A 14,610-nucleotide genomic window follows, 5' to 3' on the forward strand; every position below is an offset into this window, starting at 1 on the left:
CGTTGCGCCTAGCGCCGCATCAACACGCTTTCACCGGCCTGCGCCGGCAGCCGATACACATCCACCAGCGCTAACAACCCAAGTAACGCCACCCCGATAAACGCTACCCGAAAATCCCCGACCTGCGCCTGGAGTTCATGCCCTTGCACGGTCATCGACGCACGTAACAGCAGGGCGGCTACCGTCACCCCCATCCCCATGGCCAGCTGGAATGCCATGCTGAACAGCGCCGACGCTTCGCTCATGCGGGCTTTGGGGACGTCCGCGAAGCCGATCGAGTTGTAGCAGGTAAATTGCATCGAGCGTGACAACCCGCCCACAAACAGCACCGCCGCAATCAGCGCAAACGGCGTCTGTGCGGTAAAAAATGCACAGGCCGCAATCGACACCACGCCGATCACCCCATTCACCAGCAGTACCTGCCGAAACCCGTACCGCTGCATGATGGCGGTGGTAAAGGGCTTCATCGCCAGGTTGCCGGCAAACACCGCCAGCACCAGCAGGCCGGCATCCACAGGGGATAAACCAAAGGCGACCTGAAACAGCAGGGGCAGCAGGAACGGCAGGGCGCTGATGGCCAGCCGAAACAGCGACCCGCCGTAGATGCTTACGCGGAAGGTATTGATGGACAGGGTCTGCAGCGGCAGCAGCGGGTCGGTGGAGTGGCGACAATGCGCCACGGCCCACACCGCCAGCACGATGCCGGCAGCGACCAGCCCGAACCCCGGGATGAGCATTTCGCCAGTTTGGTTGCCCAGCCATTCCAACCCGCCGAGCAGTGCCACGCAGGCGCCGGCCAGCAGTACAAAGCCCTTTGCATCGAACTTGCGCACGCTCGCTTCGCGGCCTTCCGGCACCAGCCACAGTGCGGCGATCAACGCCAACAGGCCCAGCGGCAGGTTCACGTAAAAGATCCATGGCCACGAGGCATGAGTCACGATCAACCCACCGGCCAATGGCCCCAGAATCGGCGCCACCAGGCCGGGCCAGGTAATGATTGCGATCATTTTTACCAGGTCTTTCTTATCCGTATTGCGCAGCACCGCCAAGCGCCCCACGGGTACCATCAGCGCGCCACCGATGCCCTGCAAGACCCGGGCGAACACGAACATTTCGATACTTTGGCTCAGCCCGCAGAGCAAGGAGGCGAGGGTGAAGACGATGATTGCACCGGCAAATACCCGGCGCGCACCAAAGCGATCGGCCACCCAGCTGGACAGCGGGATGAAGATCGCTACGGCCAGGATATAGGCGGTGATGCCGATGTTCATGTCGACCGGCGTTACCCCAAACGCTGTGGCCATGGTCGGCAGTGCTGTGGCGATGACCGTGGCGTCGAGGTTTTCCATAAAGAAGGTGACAGCGACCACCAGGGCGATCAGGCGGGTTTGCACGCTGAGACCGGTTTCGGCGGTGGGTAGGGTGGGAGAGGTCACCGGTGCTGCCCCTTGTTCAGTGAAGGTCGTAGGGCTTTGACGATACCCGGTCAGGCTGGAACCTACACTCGTTGAGGCTGATTTTTTTCGCCATACTGAGCGCCGATTAACTTAAATCAGGGAGATGGAATTGGAAGTCACAATGGAAGTTTCGCTCAACGTGTCCTTGGAGGATCGCGAGGCAATCCTCAAACCCTTGGTAGCCTATAACCGCAGCCACACCGGAGAAATGCCCTATGAAAGCGTCGGCATTTTGCTGCGTGACCCCGTCACCCAAGCAGTGGTCGGCGGTCTCTATGGAAAGATTTCCTACCGATGGATGTTCATTGAGCTGCTGAGCGTCCCGGACTCGCTGCGCACCCAAGGCGCAGGCACCCGCTTGATGCAGGCGGCCGAAGACTTGGCTAGGCAAAGGAGTTGCACGGGGATCTGGCTGGATACGTTCAGCTTCCAGGCGCCGGGGTTTTACCGAAAGCTGGGTTTCACTGAGTTCGGCCATATCGCCGATTACCCTCCAGGCCACCAGCGGCATTTTTTCCAGAAACACTTGGGATGACACGTGAGGGCGCCATCGCCAGTGGGGAGCTCACTTGGCGTTGGCGTTCTTGATATCGGGCAAATCCCTTATTGCCTGCCCACATCTTGTTAGCTGTGCCCCTCAAACACCCACAAGATTTATTGGTTTGCAGCAACAATTTTTCTTGTTGGACACCTCCCTGCCCCAAGCAGCAAAGTTGCCGCCACTGACGCTCGACCTTCCGGGTCAACAATAAAAAACCGAGCCGACTGCACGCCACTTCCTGCTGTGAACCCTTTGTTCACATCCTGCCGTAATGGCGCCGCAGCGCGCACTAAAGGACCTCACCGCCATGCAAACTGTTGTGAACTTATGGCCGTTGATCGGCGTACTTGTGATCGTGGTTGGCTTTGTTTTGCGCTTCAATCCGCTGTTGGTGGTTACCGCTGCAGCTATCGCTACCGGGCTGGCTGCCCATTTCCCATTGGAAAAAATCCTCTCCACCATGGGTGATGGCTTCCTTCAGACCCGTGCTCTGCAATTGATTCTGTTGCTGCCCCTGGCGGTCATCGGCTTGCTGGAGCGCCATGGGTTGCGCCTGCATGCGCAGAACTGGATTGCGCGGTTTGAGCGCGCTACGGTCGGGCGCTTGTTGATCATCTATCTGTTTGTGCGTGAGTCCACGGCTGCCATGGGCTTGACCAGTCTGGGCGGGCATCCGCAGATGGTGCGCCCGCTGCTGGCGCCCATGGCCGAGGGCGCGGCGGAAAAGCGCTACGGCAAACTGCCGGACAAGCTGCGCCACAAGGTGCTGGCCATGTGCGCGGCGACGGACAACGTCGGCCTGTTTTTTGGTGAGGATATTTTCGTCGCCTTTGGTGCGATCGCGCTGATGCACACCTTCCTGCTCGGGTCGGGCATTGACGTGGAGCCGTTGCACATTGCGGTGTGGGGTATTCCTACGGCGATCTGTGCCTTCATCATCCATGCCATTCGCTTGCATCGGTTTGACCGCAGGCTGACCCGCGAGATGACGCCTGCCGTCACTGGCGTGGAGGCCGCGCGATGATTATCTCCATTCAATACCTGTACTGGCTGGCCGGGGTTTTGCTGCTGATCACCGCCGGTATGATCCTGTTGGATCGGACTCATCCCAAGCGCTGGTCGAGTGCCTTGTTCTGGCTGTTATTCGCTATCCCCTTCCTGGTGGGCGAGCGCTTGCCTTCAGTAGCCATCGGCGCGGGTGTGGTGGTGATGGCGTTGATCGCAGGCTTGGGCGGCGTTGGCCGTGGTACGCATGCCGAGTTGCATGACAAGGCTTCCCGCGCCAGTGCCGGCCGCCTCGGGCATAAGCTGTTTATCCCTGCGCTGGCTATTCCACTGACAACCGTGATTGGCTCGGTATTGCTCAAGCACACCGAGATCGGCGGTGTACCGCTGCTGGACCCAAAAAATACCACCTTCGTTTCCCTCGGCATCGGCTGCCTGATAGCGCTGGGCCTGGCGTGCTGGTTGACCCGTGATACCCCGGTGCAAGCCTTGCGCGAATCCCGACGCCTGACCGAAGCCCTGGGCTGGGCCATGGTGTTGCCGCAGATGCTGGCGATGTTGGGGCTGCTGTTCAACGAGGCCGGGGTCGGCACGGCGGTCGCCCACGTCACCACCACCTATATCAACCTGGATTTCAAGTTGGTGGCGGTGATGGTCTATGTGCTGGGCATGGCGTTATTCACGGTGATCATGGGCAATGGCTTTGCGGCATTCCCGGTGATGACCGGCGGTGTCGGCGTGCCCGTGCTCGTGGGGATCTACGGCGGCAACCCGGCGGTCATGGCGGCGATCGGCATGTTCTCCGGTTACTGCGGTACGCTCATGACACCGATGGCCGCCAACTTCAACATCGTGCCGGCGGCGTTGCTGGAGTTGCCCGACAAAAACGCAGTCATCAAGGCCCAACTGCCCACTGCGTTGATGATGCTGGTGGTCAATATTGTCCTGCTTTACCTGTTGATGTGAGGCCACGATGCAAACGCTGTTGCTAACGGGCTTCGAGCCCTTTGATCAAGATGCCATAAACCCATCCTGGGAAGCTGTGAGCCGGTTGGATGGCCTGCAACTGGGCGCCGATGTGCAAATTGTTGCGCGTCGATTGCCTTGTGCATTTGCCACGGCGGGAAAGTGCCTGACGCAACTGATCGACGAATGGCAGCCGGCGATGGTCATTGCCGTCGGCCTGGGGCCTGGGCGCAGTACTATTTCCGTGGAGCGCGTGGCAATCAACGTGAATGATGCGCGCATCCCAGACAACCTGGGCGAGCAGCCAATTGATACGCCGGTTGTGGTGGATGGCCCGGCGGCCTATTTCACGACGCTGCCGATCAAGGCGATGGTCAAGGCTGTACGCGACGCGGGGGGCGCTGCGTCTGTTTCGCAGACGGCGGGGACCTTTGTGTGTAACCAGGTGTTTTATCTGCTGCAGCATGCACTCGCCGCAACCACCGTACGCAGTGGGTTTATCCACGTGCCGTTGCTGCCGGAACAGGCAGTTGTTTCGGGTCAGCCGTCGATGCCGCTGGACACGTTGGTCGAGGGGTTGCAGGTGGCTGTACTGACGGCGTGGCAAACAGCCGTCGATGTAACACAAGCCGGTGGGCAGGTCAGTTGACCTGCCTCAGGTCGCAAACAGCCGGGTGAGCCCGAAGGTGATGGCGCAGGCCAGGCCGGTCATGGCAAAGGCTGTTGCCACGTACCATTTGATGAGATTCAGTTCAGTGGTTGCGAGGTCCGCCCTGGAAGCAAAGTGCTTTTCCATGGAGTCTGCCTTGCTCGAAACGGTGATCAGTTTTTCTTTCATCTCCGCCAGCCTCTTTTCCAGTACGCCCAATCGTATTTCCATGCCCGAATCTCCTTGATTGCTTGCGCCGTCTCTGCCTTGAGCCGGGATATTCAGCGTGCTCAAACGCTGGGAAACCGAGATTAGTGCGAGTTGGGCCCAGGGGGAGAGGCAAACCTTTGCAAAATAACACTGAGCGCCTGCCGCTCAGTCCTCGCGCCTCGGGAAAAACAACTCGAAACACGTTACCCCCGCCTCACTGCTCACGCTGTATCGCCCGTTATGCAGTTGCATGATGGTCGCCACAATCGACAAGCCCAGCCCATTGGACTGGGCCGACCGCTCGCGTGATTCATCCACCCGGTAAAACCGTTCGAACAGCCGCGGCAGATGCTCGGCCGCGATGGTTTCGCCCTGGTTGCTCACCCGCAGGTTGATACCGTCGGCCTCCGGGATCGCCTGGATCGTCAGCTGGGAGCGCGGCGCGCCATATTTGATGGCGTTGGCGCACAGGTTCGCCAGCGCCCGACGCAGCAGCATCGGTTCAGCCCAGATCACGCCTTGCCCCTTGGCATAAATGCTGATTTCCACATCACCGGCCAGGCCTTCAAAGTAGTCGGCGATGCGTTCCACTTCTTGCGCCGCACTGAGTTCCTGGCGTTGGCGCAGGGCGCTGGCAGGGTCGGTGCGGGCCAGGAACAGCATGTTGTCGAGCATCCGCGCCAGGCGTTCCAGCTCTTCGACATTGGATGCCAGCAGTTGCTGATAGCTCTCGATGCTGCGGTGCTGTTGCAGGGCAACCTGGGTTTCGCCCAGCAGGTTGTTGATTGGCGTGCGCAGTTCGTGGGCCATATCGGTGGACACTTGGCCCAGTTGCACAAACCCCTTTGCCAGGCGTTCAAGCATGGTGTTGAAGGCGTTGATCATCGGTAGCAGCTCTTTTGGCGCACCGTGGCTGTCAAGGCGTTCGGCGAGGTTGCCGACACCGATGCCCTGGGCATGCCGGGCCAGGCGCCGCAACGGCAGCAGGCCGCGATGCACCAGCAGGTAGCCGACCAGTGCCAGGGTGATCGCGGCGATGCTTGCCAGGATATAAACGCTCAAGCGATAGCTGGCGAGTACGGCGGTGCGTTCGGTCATCAGGCGCCCGGTGGTGACTTGCAGGCTGCCCAGGTCGCCGGAATCGATGGAGGCCGCTACGCTGGCGAAGGGCACGCCGTTGCTGCCGGGAAAGTGGTGCACGTCGGCAAACGCCAGTTCATGGTTTTTCGGCACGGGTGGTATCGCCGGCAAGTCGATATTGCCCGGGTTTACCAGCAGCAACGGCGTCTGCCCGGGCGCGGCGATGCTCAGGACCGACTCGCGGTTGCCCAGCATATTCTGGAACAGTTCCGGCTTGGTCTTGATCAGGTCCAGGGTGTTGCTGTCATTGAGCAGGTTGCGCAGTTGATCGACGCGATAGATCAACGCGGCGTCGTCGCGCATGACCAATTCGCGCTCCAGCTCGCGGTACAGCGCCACGCCCAGGGTCGCCAGCAGGGCAAAGGCCAGCAGCGCGAAGATCAGTGCCAGGCGCAGTGTCAGCGAATAGTGGCGGCGATTATTCATGGCTGGGTATCGAAGCGGTAGCCAATGCCCCGCACGCTGTGGATCAATTTGAGCTGGAACGGGTCGTCGATTTTCAGGCGCAGGCGCCGCACGGCTACGTCCACCACATTGGTATCACTGTCGAAATTCATGTCCCACACCCGCGACGCGATCAGCGAACGGGACAGCACCTGGTCCTGGTGCGTGGCGAACAGGTGCAGCAGCGCGAACTCTTTGTTGGTCAGGGTGATGCGGGTACCGGCCCGGGTAACGCGGCGTTTCAGCACGTCGATCTGCAAGTCGGCAATCTGCAGCTGCTCTTCTTCACGACTGGGTCCGCGACGGGTCAGGGTGCGCAAGCGTGCCACCAGTTCGGCGAAGGAGAAGGGCTTGATCAGGTAATCATCGGCGCCCAGTTCCAGGCCCTTGATGCGGTCGGAAATGTCGTCGCGAGCGGTCAGAAAAAGTACCGGTGTGTCGGCTTCCTTGCGCAGGCGGCGCAGGACTTCCCAACCGTCCATTTTCGGCATCATCACATCCAGCACGATCACGTCGAAAGGCGTTTCCAGGGCCAGGTGCAAACCGTCCACGCCGTCACGGGCGAGGCTCACGGAGTAGCCCAGTTCCTGCAGGCCGTTAAGCAGGTAATTGCCGGCCTTGGGTTCGTCTTCGACTACGAGGATGTTCATGGGAAGTGTCCTGTCTTAATGCGTGGCGCAAGTGTAGTCCGATCAATTGTCGCTCGGGCAACCGATGGCCTGGACTTGATAGTCCAGCACGTGTTCACGGCCCTGGCTGTCCAGGTAGTCGAGGCGGGCTGGCACGATGCCGCATTGGCCGTAGGTGTCGGTGCTCGACACTACTTTGTCCACATCCAGATGTACGAAAAAGCCGGTTTTATCGTGAATAACGGGTTCGGCGGCGAACACTGAGCCGGTGGCCAGCAATGCGGTAAAACCAAGGATAAACAGTTTCATGGCGGTATCTCTCTTTAAGGGGTGGCTGCCAGGTCATGGCAGTGCATTCACGGTAACCAGGCGCCCCGAACAGCCAACCAACAGGTTGATGACAAGTTTGTAATGAAGGGTTTAAGGCTGGCGGCCGGAGGCTTCGAGGATCAGGTCCGTGATTTCCTTGGCGTGCGACACCAGCGACAAGTGGCTCGACGGCAGCTCGATCGTGGTGGCATTCATGCGCTTGGCGAGGAAGCGTTCGAAATCCGGGTTGATGGTCTGGTCGTTGCTCGACACGGCGTACCAGGATGGCTTGGTGTGCCAGGCGGCGTTCACGGTGCGGCCGCTGAACAGGCTCTTGGCGATCGGTTGTTGCACGGCGTACAGCTCCAGGGCTTTGGCTCTTGGTACGTCGGCGGCGAAATACTTGAGGAACGCGTCCTGGTTGAGGCTGAGGTAACCGTCGTGTTCCACCACGCCTTCGCGCACGGGGGTGGTCGGAAACTTGGCGGAGAGGGCGACGAAATCTTCGTTGGCGTCCGGCGCACGGGCCGCCACGTACACCAGTGAGCTGACTTTCGGGTTTGCCCCGGCGTCGCTCACCACGGTGCCGGCGTAGGAATGGCCAACCAGCACGGTAGGGCCATCCTGTTGGTCCAGCACGCGGTTGGTGGCGGCGACGTCATCGGCTACCGAGGTCAGTGGGTTTTGTACCGCGGTCACATGCAGGCCGGCAGCCTGGAGGCGGGTGATCACTTCGGACCAGCTTGAACCGTCGGCCCATGAGCCGTGCACCAGCACCACGTTATTGGCTTTGACCGGAGCGACAGTGTCGGCCATGGCGGTGCCGGTGCCGAGCATCAACAGGCTCGCGGCGATCAGGCAGAGTTTGCTTGCAGGTTTCATGGAGGACCCTTTTCATCAGTAGGAAGTAGCGTCAACCGCTGTGGGTGACTGACGACTCCACTGTATGAAGTGAGGGGGTTGTGCAGACTTACAGCTTGATTACAAACCTGTAATGCAATCGATTGATCAGGTGGCGTTTACAAGCACAAAGGTGATCCGTAGATTGCATCGGGCCGATTATTTGTAACAGCCCACGAGGAAACCACGCAGTGTCCATCCGAGGTTCAGCTGTATTTGCCCGCCGTTACCGCGCCTTTCTGTTCGATATGGACGGGACCCTGCTCAACTCTATCGCCGCCGCCGAGCGGGTGTGGAGCATCTGGGCTGAACGCCACGGGCTGGATGTGGCGGCTTTTCTGGCGACCATTCATGGCGCCCGTGCGATCGATACCATCGCCCGCCAGGCATTGCCGGGCGTCGATCCTGAGGCTGAGGCGCAGTGGATCACCGAGGCTGAGATCAATGATGTCGACGGTGTGATAGCGATTCCCGGTGCGGTCGCGTTTTTGAACAGCCTGCCGAGCGATCAATGGGCGCAGGTCACGTCTGCGCCCAGGGAGCTGGCGTTGCGTCGCCTGCAAGCGGCCGGCATTGCGCCGCCGGCGGTGCTGGTCACGGCCGAAGACGTCGCCGTCGGCAAGCCAGACCCGGCCTGTTATGTGCTGGGCGCGCAGCGCCTGGGCGTGCCGGTGCAGGATTGCCTGGTATTTGAAGATGCGACGGTGGGCATTCGTGCGGGCGAGGCCGCCGGGGCGGATGTGATGGTCGTGACGGCGACACACCTCAAGCCGATGGTCACAGAGCATCCTTCGATAGGCGGGTATGAACAGGTACGGGTGCAGCGCGCAGACGACGGTTTGTTGTATTTGCACAATGACGCGGGCTGACAGTAAAAAGGCCGAGCCCTCTATCGGTCTCGGCCTTGTTCGCAGGTGGCGGCGGCAGGCGGCTGCATTCGATCATTCCTCATCGCCTGGCGTGACAGCACCATCTCCCTGAGAATTTCATTGGCCAGCCGGGCAATCGCTTCGGCGCCGCGATACTGCGCCCGCACGATTCCGGTAATTGCGAAATGGTCGGTTTCCGGGCCGCTGAGTACGGCCGAAAGCGTACCGTCGGCGTGCAGTGTGCAGGTGATCTTATAGCTGGGCAGGCGCGCTGCCAGCGCAGATTCGATTTGGGATTTAGACAGTGTGTCCATCAGCTTGCGGGCCTTTCAGTAACCGTGCAGATCCAAGCATAGGCCGTGTAGCACGGCTGTAAATGCCGGCGATCCGATAGCGATTAGCGGGCCATCAGCGGGCTGTCTTGTGCGCAGTTTGTCGACACATTTTACGCTGCACGGCCTTCTGAATCGGCTTGAGGCAGAACATGAAGAGGTAGGTACACAGCAACAGCGCCAGGTCCAGCCAGGAATGGGACTTGGAGGAGTCGGCGCCCTGGATCTCAAGCCTCAAACCATATTCCAGACCCACAAAGGCCAGCCCGATCAACAGGGCGATCACCCAGGAAACGGAGGCATATGGCTGCGCGGTGGTAGGCCTCATCGACGTGCTCCTGAGCGCACACGGATGGCAAGGGTTCAGTCAGGTGATTCGGCTGTGAAGGGCGCCACAAGTTCCGGGCGTGAAGACAGTTTCATCTTGGGGCTAAGATGAGCGATCACGCCACCAGGGCAAGAGCAGTTCGAAGGGGTCTTCGCCAGCCGTTACAGTGAACGAAAGGGCTGGCTACTGAGGTGCTTCAAGGCGTCTGGTTTTTATCCGGGGCAGTCAGGCCGGCCTGGATGCGCTGGTAGATCTCCTCGCGATGCACGGCAACATCCTTGGGTGCGTTGATGCCGATTCGTACTTGCTGGCCGCTGACGCCCAGGATGGTGATCGTGATGTCATCACCGATGTTTATGCTTTCACCGACTTTGCGGGTGAGTATAAGCATGGACTTCTCCTTGATTACTTTTAAGGACACATGTTTCAGACAGGGCAGATGTCGGATGTGTGTAGCTTACTGCTAAGCGCTTCCCTGTGACTGCCTCTTTTAGGACGCATAGAGGCGGCATTAATTCCCATGGCGGCATCATACAGGTCTGCGATACATCATTCGCATTGTTTAAGCCAACGTTTATGACGGCCAGAATAGACAGTGAATGATAAAGTTGCCTCTTTATCCTCAAAGGAGCAGGGCAGTGCGTAAAGTAGCGATGGCAATTGCGGTGTTGGCATTGGCCGGTTGCGGCGAAGGCAAAAGCGTCGATGCCCCCAAGGCCAAGCCTGTCACCACCCAAAGCCAGCCACAAACAGGCGCGATTGCCGCTCAAGAGTGGGATGTGCGGGTAGGCCCGCCGGACCACAAATTGCAGGCGATCACCGACCTCACGGCCTGGTTGCTGGAACATGGTTTCAATTTTTATATCGTGAAGGTGGACGGCAAGGACGACGTGCTGTTGGGACCGTTTGCAACCAAGGCTGAAGCCGAGGCCAAGCAGGCATTGCTTAACGAGAAAATGGCACGGGCCAAGAAAACCGACACAGTGTCGGAGATCATCGAGCATAACGCCGCGCAGTAATGGGCCGATTGGGCGGGAGTCCCGCCCATATTCAGCCGCAGGCTTTAAGGTTTACCGGGCCGACAAACTCATTTCCACGCCCCATCACGCAGGCCACCGTCTGGTTTCGCTGGCGCTCCCAGGGTTGCACCGGGTAGGTCTTGCTCCAGGCTTCATACAGCTGGCGATCCTGTTTCGACAGGCGCAAACCGTACTGCTTGCTCATGTAGAAATAGGTGCGCGCGATCATTCCACGAATGGACGGGCGTGGCATGACCTTCTTGGCCTTGAAGTCCACCTGGGTCAGGCATGAGCCGTACTGCCCGCTTTGCACAGGCAGCCAACCGAAACTGAAGTTGTTACGGTCACCATTGACCTCGCCGATGCTCGGCACCAGGTTATGCAGGTCCGCTTCGGCGCGCTTGAATACGTCATCATGGCGCGTGCAGTTTTTGCGCCCACCGTTCTGCCAGCACTGGCGCTGATGCCCGATCTGCCAGGCCGGAACAATGTGCTCCCACTCGATACGCGCAGCGCGATTGGCGTTTTTGCGCGGGATGTAGCCGCAGGCTTTAAGGTCCACGCGGTTGCCGGTGTATTTGCAGCCGCAGTAGAACTCCGTGGATTGCGGGGCGTAGAGCTTCCACGCAACTTTCTTGGCTTCGCTGAACGTGCGAGGCGCCTGGGCATGGGCGGCAACGGCAAAAAACAGGCAGCAGACCGCGATTAAACGGACACTCATTGAATCAATCTTCCTTCGGCACAACCCAGAAAATCTGCACACCACCGTCGTCCCGATAGGCGAGGGTGACGTTGTCGTTCTCCGCAATTTCTTCAAGCAAACGCGCCCATTCATCCTCCGGCTCATCCGGTAAACGGAAGATCAAGGCTGCCTTGGCTTTTTGAGCGTTGCTCGAATTGATGATCTTTTGCACACGAACGGCCAGGCGTTCGTAGGCACCAGGAGGGGCTTGCACTGCGGAAGAGGACTTTGCCACGGAGTATTCCTTAATAAGCTGTACGCACATACAGTATTTAACTGCGGGCGATTTCGCAACTGCTTAAATTTCAAGAAGTTCGTCTGACAGCTGTTTGGGTAGTTCGGCGTAGGGCAAAGGTGTTTGTATCGCAGGTTTTGCGGGGAGGGCAGGGCGGCATTAGCCGCCCCTGCCGAGGTGTTACCAGCAATCAATATTCCCAGAACATCCGTTGCAGCTCTTTGCTGTCCTGGGTTTTGGTCAGGGCGACCATTGCCAGGATGCGGGCTTTCTGTGGGTTCAGGTCGAGGGCAGCGACCCAGTCGTACTTGTCGTCAGGCTGTTCGGCATTGCGCAGGACCATGCCGCCGGCATTCACGTGGGAAGAGCGAATGATCTGCACGCCTTGCTTGCGCAACTCCACCAGGGCAGGGACTACCTTGGATGACACCGAACCATTGCCGGTGCCGGCATGGATGATGGCTTTTGCGCCTGCCTGGGCCAGGGCCTTGTAGGCGGTGTCGCTCACGTTGCCGTAACCGTAGGCAATTTCAACATCCGGCAGGCTCTTGATGTTCTTGATGTCGAACTCGGAATCCATGGTGTGGCGCTTGGCAGGCAGGCGGAACCAGTAGGATTTGCCTTCAACCACCATGCCCAGCGGGCCCCATGGGCTCTTGAACGCTTCGGTCTTGATATTGATCATCTTGCTGACGTCGCGACCCGACTGGATCTCGTCGTTCATGGTCACCAGCACGCCTTTGCCACGCGCATCTTTGCTGCCGGCTACGGCCACCGCGTTGTACAGATTGAGCATGCCGTCGGCCGACATCGCGGTGCCTGGGCGCATGGAGCCGACGACAACGATTGGCTTGTCGGTTTTCTCCACCAGGTTCAGGAAGTAGGCGGTTTCTTCCAGGGTGTCGGTGCCGTGGGTGATCACGATGCCGTCCACATCCTTGCTGTCGGCCAGTTCGGCGACGCGGCGACCCAGTTGCAGCAGGTTTTCGTTGTTGATGCTTTCGGACGCAATTTGCATCACTTGCTCGCCGCGCACATTCGCGATCTGGCTAAGCTCAGGAACACCAGCGATCAATTGCTCGATGCCGACTTTAGCGGCCTGGTAAGTAGCACTGTTGGCCGCGCTGGCGCCAGCGCCGGCAATGGTGCCGCCGGTGGCGAGGATCACCACGTTGGACAGCTTGGTCTTGGTTTCAACGTCTTTTGCCTGAGCGGCAACGGGGAACAACAGCAGGAGGGCCAAAGCGCCCGGAACAATAGTTTTCAGTGCAGATTTCATTATTTTTCTCTCTGGTTTTTGATGAGTGCTGTAGCAGGTTCATCTAGAACACCCGGGCGGTTCTGAACGCTCGAGGTGCTGAGAAAGAGCAGGATTTGTACCAAGCCGATAATGCTCGTGTTTATAAATTAACGTGTTGATTTAAAACAATTTCTGCCGAGGTTATAAAGTGTTCGTGTAAGCGTCTGTCCGGCTTTCCGAACAGATGAGTACTTTTGCGTTCGGTTGTCCGAAAACTCTGACGAGATTATTACCGGGGGGTATGAAACGCGCGCAACACCTGTCGTTTTAGAGAACGACCGGGCGAGGGCAATGTTTAATCACGTTGACGGCAAGGGGGGGCATGGCTTGGCTGAAAGGCTGTTTTCTACCGTTGACAAATCTCGACAAGGTTCTCATAGTTTGAATAACGCAAACGTTTGCGAGATGTTTCTCGACATTCTCCTGGAGTGTCGTGACCGCTCGTATCAGCCACCCGGGTGGGACGGCTGCCGAAGCACTCTTCGGTGCAAGCGTTGCTCACAATAATCATAAGATCGGAGTGAACCCATGAAGCTGCCATTCGCTGGACGTCTTCTTGCTGTCGCTGTGCTTGCTGCCGCATCCGTCGCTTTACCTCTTTCTTCTGCATTCGCTGATGATGCCGCCGCCAAACCCAAGGTCGGCCTGGTCATGAAATCCCTTGCCAATGAATTTTTCGTCACCATGCAGGACGGCGCCAAGGCTTATCAGAAAGACCACGCCGCCGATTTCGACATGATCACCAACGGTATCAAGAACGAAACCGATACCAGCGCGCAAATCGATATCGTCAATCAGATGATCCTCGCCAAGGTCAACGCTATCGTCATCGCACCTGCCGACTCCAAGGCGCTGGTCACCGTGTTGAAGAAAGCCTCCGATGCCGGAATCAAAGTCGTCAACATCGACAACCGCCTGGACCCGGACGTACTGAAAAGCAAAAACCTGAATATCCCCTTCGTCGGCCCCGACAACCGCAAAGGCTCCAAGCTGGTGGGCGATTACCTGGCCAAGCAACTGGCGTCGGGTGACAAGGTCGGCATCATCGAAGGCGTACCGACCACCACCAACGCCCAGCAGCGCACCGCTGGCTTCAAGGACGCGATGGACGCTGCCGGCATGAAAATCGTCTCCACTCAATCCGGCAACTGGGAAATCGACCAGGGCCAGAAAGTTGCCTCCGCCATGTTGAGTGAATACCCGGACCTCAAGGCTCTGCTGGCCGGTAACGACAACATGGCCCTGGGCGCTGTCTCTGCCGTGCGTGCGGCAGGCAAGGCCGGCAAAGTGTTGGTGGTGGGCTACGACAACATTGAAGCCATCAAGCCGATGTTGAAAGACGGCCGTATCCTGGCGACCGCCGACCAGGCCGCCGCCCAGCAAGCCGTGTTCGGTATCCAGAACGCGCTCAAGCTGGTCAAGGGTGAAAAAGTCGATGCCAAAGACGGCGTGATCGAAACCCCGGTCGAACTCGTCCTCAAGAAGTAATCCTGGCAGCACCCAACAGCGCTCGCTCGTCCTGGGCGGGCGCCTGG

At 59.0% G+C, this 14,610-nt stretch carries 19 protein-coding genes; 7 read left to right on the forward strand and 12 right to left on the reverse strand.

Features of this window, described 5'->3' with window-relative positions:
• Positions 1-8: 8 nt before the first annotated feature.
• Entirely contained in the window at positions 9-1,436 is a 1,428-nt protein-coding gene (locus tag LRS56_05330) for a DHA2 family efflux MFS transporter permease subunit (GenBank protein WDU63943.1), read from the reverse strand.
• Positions 1,437-1,566: 130 nt separating this feature from the next.
• Here LRS56_05330 and LRS56_05335 point away from each other — a divergent pair, with 130 nt between their 5' ends.
• The 4 genes from LRS56_05335 to pcp all read left to right on the forward strand — a co-directional run bounded on the left by LRS56_05335 (position 1,567) and on the right by pcp (position 4,618).
• On the forward strand, positions 1,567-1,992 hold the full coding sequence (locus LRS56_05335) for a GNAT family N-acetyltransferase (GenBank protein WDU65693.1): 426 nt from the start codon (positions 1,567-1,569) through the stop codon (positions 1,990-1,992).
• Positions 1,993-2,305: 313 nt separating this feature from the next.
• A complete protein-coding gene (locus tag LRS56_05340; protein ID WDU63944.1) occupies positions 2,306-3,022 on the forward strand; it encodes a DUF969 domain-containing protein in 717 nt (238 codons plus the stop codon).
• Positions 3,019-3,969, forward strand: coding sequence for a DUF979 domain-containing protein (locus LRS56_05345; GenBank protein ID WDU63945.1), 951 nt, complete (start codon positions 3,019-3,021; stop codon positions 3,967-3,969). Before LRS56_05340 ends, LRS56_05345 begins: the two co-directional genes overlap by 4 nt.
• Positions 3,970-3,976: 7 nt before the next feature.
• A complete protein-coding gene (gene pcp / locus LRS56_05350; protein WDU63946.1) occupies positions 3,977-4,618 on the forward strand; it encodes a pyroglutamyl-peptidase I in 642 nt (213 codons plus the stop codon).
• A gap of 6 nt (positions 4,619-4,624) precedes the next feature.
• Here pcp and LRS56_05355 read toward each other — a convergent pair whose 3' ends face one another.
• The 5 genes from LRS56_05355 to LRS56_05375 form a co-directional block, all read right to left on the reverse strand.
• The gene (locus tag LRS56_05355) at positions 4,625-4,849 is read right to left on the reverse strand and encodes a hypothetical protein (protein WDU63947.1); all 225 of its coding nucleotides are present in this window, start codon (positions 4,847-4,849) and stop codon (positions 4,625-4,627) included.
• Between the two features lie 144 nt (positions 4,850-4,993).
• Entirely contained in the window at positions 4,994-6,394 is a 1,401-nt protein-coding gene (locus tag LRS56_05360; GenBank protein ID WDU63948.1) for a heavy metal sensor histidine kinase, read from the reverse strand.
• Positions 6,391-7,062, reverse strand: coding sequence for a heavy metal response regulator transcription factor (locus LRS56_05365; protein ID WDU63949.1), 672 nt, complete (start codon positions 7,060-7,062; stop codon positions 6,391-6,393). The genes LRS56_05360 and LRS56_05365 overlap by 4 nt, the downstream gene beginning before the upstream one ends.
• 42 nt (positions 7,063-7,104) lie before the next feature.
• Positions 7,105-7,350 (reverse strand): DUF2790 domain-containing protein, encoded by a 246-nt coding sequence (locus LRS56_05370; GenBank protein ID WDU63950.1) that lies wholly within the window; start codon positions 7,348-7,350, stop codon positions 7,105-7,107.
• Between the two features lie 111 nt (positions 7,351-7,461).
• Positions 7,462-8,232, reverse strand: a complete 771-nt coding sequence (locus LRS56_05375; GenBank protein WDU63951.1) for an alpha/beta hydrolase — start codon at positions 8,230-8,232, stop codon at positions 7,462-7,464.
• Between the two features lie 209 nt (positions 8,233-8,441).
• Between LRS56_05375 and LRS56_05380 the strand changes: the two genes are divergently transcribed.
• Complete coding sequence (locus LRS56_05380) at positions 8,442-9,119, forward strand: HAD family hydrolase (protein ID WDU63952.1); 678 nt, start codon at positions 8,442-8,444, stop codon at positions 9,117-9,119.
• 20 nt (positions 9,120-9,139) lie between these two features.
• Here LRS56_05380 and LRS56_05385 read toward each other — a convergent pair whose 3' ends face one another.
• From LRS56_05385 to csrA, 3 genes are all read right to left on the reverse strand, one after another.
• Entirely contained in the window at positions 9,140-9,433 is a 294-nt protein-coding gene (locus tag LRS56_05385; GenBank protein WDU63953.1) for a hypothetical protein, read from the reverse strand.
• 94 nt (positions 9,434-9,527) lie between these two features.
• Positions 9,528-9,779 carry a hypothetical protein gene (locus LRS56_05390; GenBank protein WDU63954.1) on the reverse strand — a complete coding sequence of 84 codons (252 nt, stop codon included), beginning with the start codon at positions 9,777-9,779 and terminating at the stop codon, positions 9,528-9,530.
• A gap of 196 nt (positions 9,780-9,975) precedes the next feature.
• A complete protein-coding gene (gene csrA, locus LRS56_05395; GenBank protein WDU63955.1) occupies positions 9,976-10,170 on the reverse strand; it encodes a carbon storage regulator CsrA in 195 nt (64 codons plus the stop codon).
• Positions 10,171-10,432: 262 nt separating this feature from the next.
• Here csrA and LRS56_05400 point away from each other — a divergent pair, with 262 nt between their 5' ends.
• Positions 10,433-10,798: an SPOR domain-containing protein gene (locus LRS56_05400; GenBank protein ID WDU65694.1), complete on the forward strand. Its 366-nt coding sequence runs from the start codon at positions 10,433-10,435 to the stop codon at positions 10,796-10,798.
• A gap of 31 nt (positions 10,799-10,829) precedes the next feature.
• On the opposite strand, the gene LRS56_05405 is transcribed toward LRS56_05400, so the two are convergent.
• The 3 genes from LRS56_05405 to LRS56_05415 form a co-directional block, all read right to left on the reverse strand.
• Positions 10,830-11,519 (reverse strand): endonuclease I family protein, encoded by a 690-nt coding sequence (locus LRS56_05405; protein WDU63956.1) that lies wholly within the window; start codon positions 11,517-11,519, stop codon positions 10,830-10,832.
• A gap of 4 nt (positions 11,520-11,523) precedes the next feature.
• Positions 11,524-11,775 carry a DUF1654 domain-containing protein gene (locus tag LRS56_05410; protein WDU63957.1) on the reverse strand — a complete coding sequence of 84 codons (252 nt, stop codon included), beginning with the start codon at positions 11,773-11,775 and terminating at the stop codon, positions 11,524-11,526.
• 190 nt (positions 11,776-11,965) lie between these two features.
• Positions 11,966-13,054 carry an asparaginase gene (locus LRS56_05415; GenBank protein ID WDU63958.1) on the reverse strand — a complete coding sequence of 363 codons (1,089 nt, stop codon included), beginning with the start codon at positions 13,052-13,054 and terminating at the stop codon, positions 11,966-11,968.
• A 549-nt stretch (positions 13,055-13,603) separates the two neighbouring features.
• Between LRS56_05415 and LRS56_05420 the strand changes: the two genes are divergently transcribed.
• Positions 13,604-14,563 carry a sugar ABC transporter substrate-binding protein gene (locus LRS56_05420; GenBank protein WDU63959.1) on the forward strand — a complete coding sequence of 320 codons (960 nt, stop codon included), beginning with the start codon at positions 13,604-13,606 and terminating at the stop codon, positions 14,561-14,563.
• The last annotated feature ends 47 nt before the right edge of the window (positions 14,564-14,610 follow it).

The organism is Pseudomonas poae (assembly GCA_028869255.1).
In the GTDB taxonomy this organism is placed as follows: domain Bacteria; phylum Pseudomonadota; class Gammaproteobacteria; order Pseudomonadales; family Pseudomonadaceae; genus Aquipseudomonas; species Aquipseudomonas poae_C.

Bases quoted from the DNA above. Each gene is read 5' to 3' on its own strand.
- LRS56_05340 (WDU63944.1), top strand. From the start codon at position 2,306: ATGCAAACTGTTGTGAACTTATGGCCGTTGATCGGCGTACTTGTGATC.
- LRS56_05345 (WDU63945.1), top strand. From the start codon at position 3,019: ATGATTATCTCCATTCAATACCTGTACTGGCTGGCCGGGGTTTTGCTG.
- pcp (WDU63946.1), top strand. From the start codon at position 3,977: ATGCAAACGCTGTTGCTAACGGGCTTCGAGCCCTTTGATCAAGATGCC.
- LRS56_05355 (WDU63947.1), bottom strand. From the start codon at position 4,849: ATGGAAATACGATTGGGCGTACTGGAAAAGAGGCTGGCGGAGATGAAA.
- LRS56_05360 (WDU63948.1), bottom strand. From the start codon at position 6,394: ATGAATAATCGCCGCCACTATTCGCTGACACTGCGCCTGGCACTGATC.
- LRS56_05365 (WDU63949.1), bottom strand. From the start codon at position 7,062: ATGAACATCCTCGTAGTCGAAGACGAACCCAAGGCCGGCAATTACCTG.
- LRS56_05370 (WDU63950.1), bottom strand. From the start codon at position 7,350: ATGAAACTGTTTATCCTTGGTTTTACCGCATTGCTGGCCACCGGCTCA.
- LRS56_05375 (WDU63951.1), bottom strand. From the start codon at position 8,232: ATGAAACCTGCAAGCAAACTCTGCCTGATCGCCGCGAGCCTGTTGATG.
- LRS56_05385 (WDU63953.1), bottom strand. From the start codon at position 9,433: ATGGACACACTGTCTAAATCCCAAATCGAATCTGCGCTGGCAGCGCGC.
- LRS56_05390 (WDU63954.1), bottom strand. From the start codon at position 9,779: ATGAGGCCTACCACCGCGCAGCCATATGCCTCCGTTTCCTGGGTGATC.
- csrA (WDU63955.1), bottom strand. From the start codon at position 10,170: ATGCTTATACTCACCCGCAAAGTCGGTGAAAGCATAAACATCGGTGAT.
- LRS56_05400 (WDU65694.1), top strand. From the start codon at position 10,433: ATGGCAATTGCGGTGTTGGCATTGGCCGGTTGCGGCGAAGGCAAAAGC.
- LRS56_05405 (WDU63956.1), bottom strand. From the start codon at position 11,519: ATGAGTGTCCGTTTAATCGCGGTCTGCTGCCTGTTTTTTGCCGTTGCC.
- LRS56_05415 (WDU63958.1), bottom strand. From the start codon at position 13,054: ATGAAATCTGCACTGAAAACTATTGTTCCGGGCGCTTTGGCCCTCCTG.
- LRS56_05420 (WDU63959.1), top strand. From the start codon at position 13,604: ATGAAGCTGCCATTCGCTGGACGTCTTCTTGCTGTCGCTGTGCTTGCT.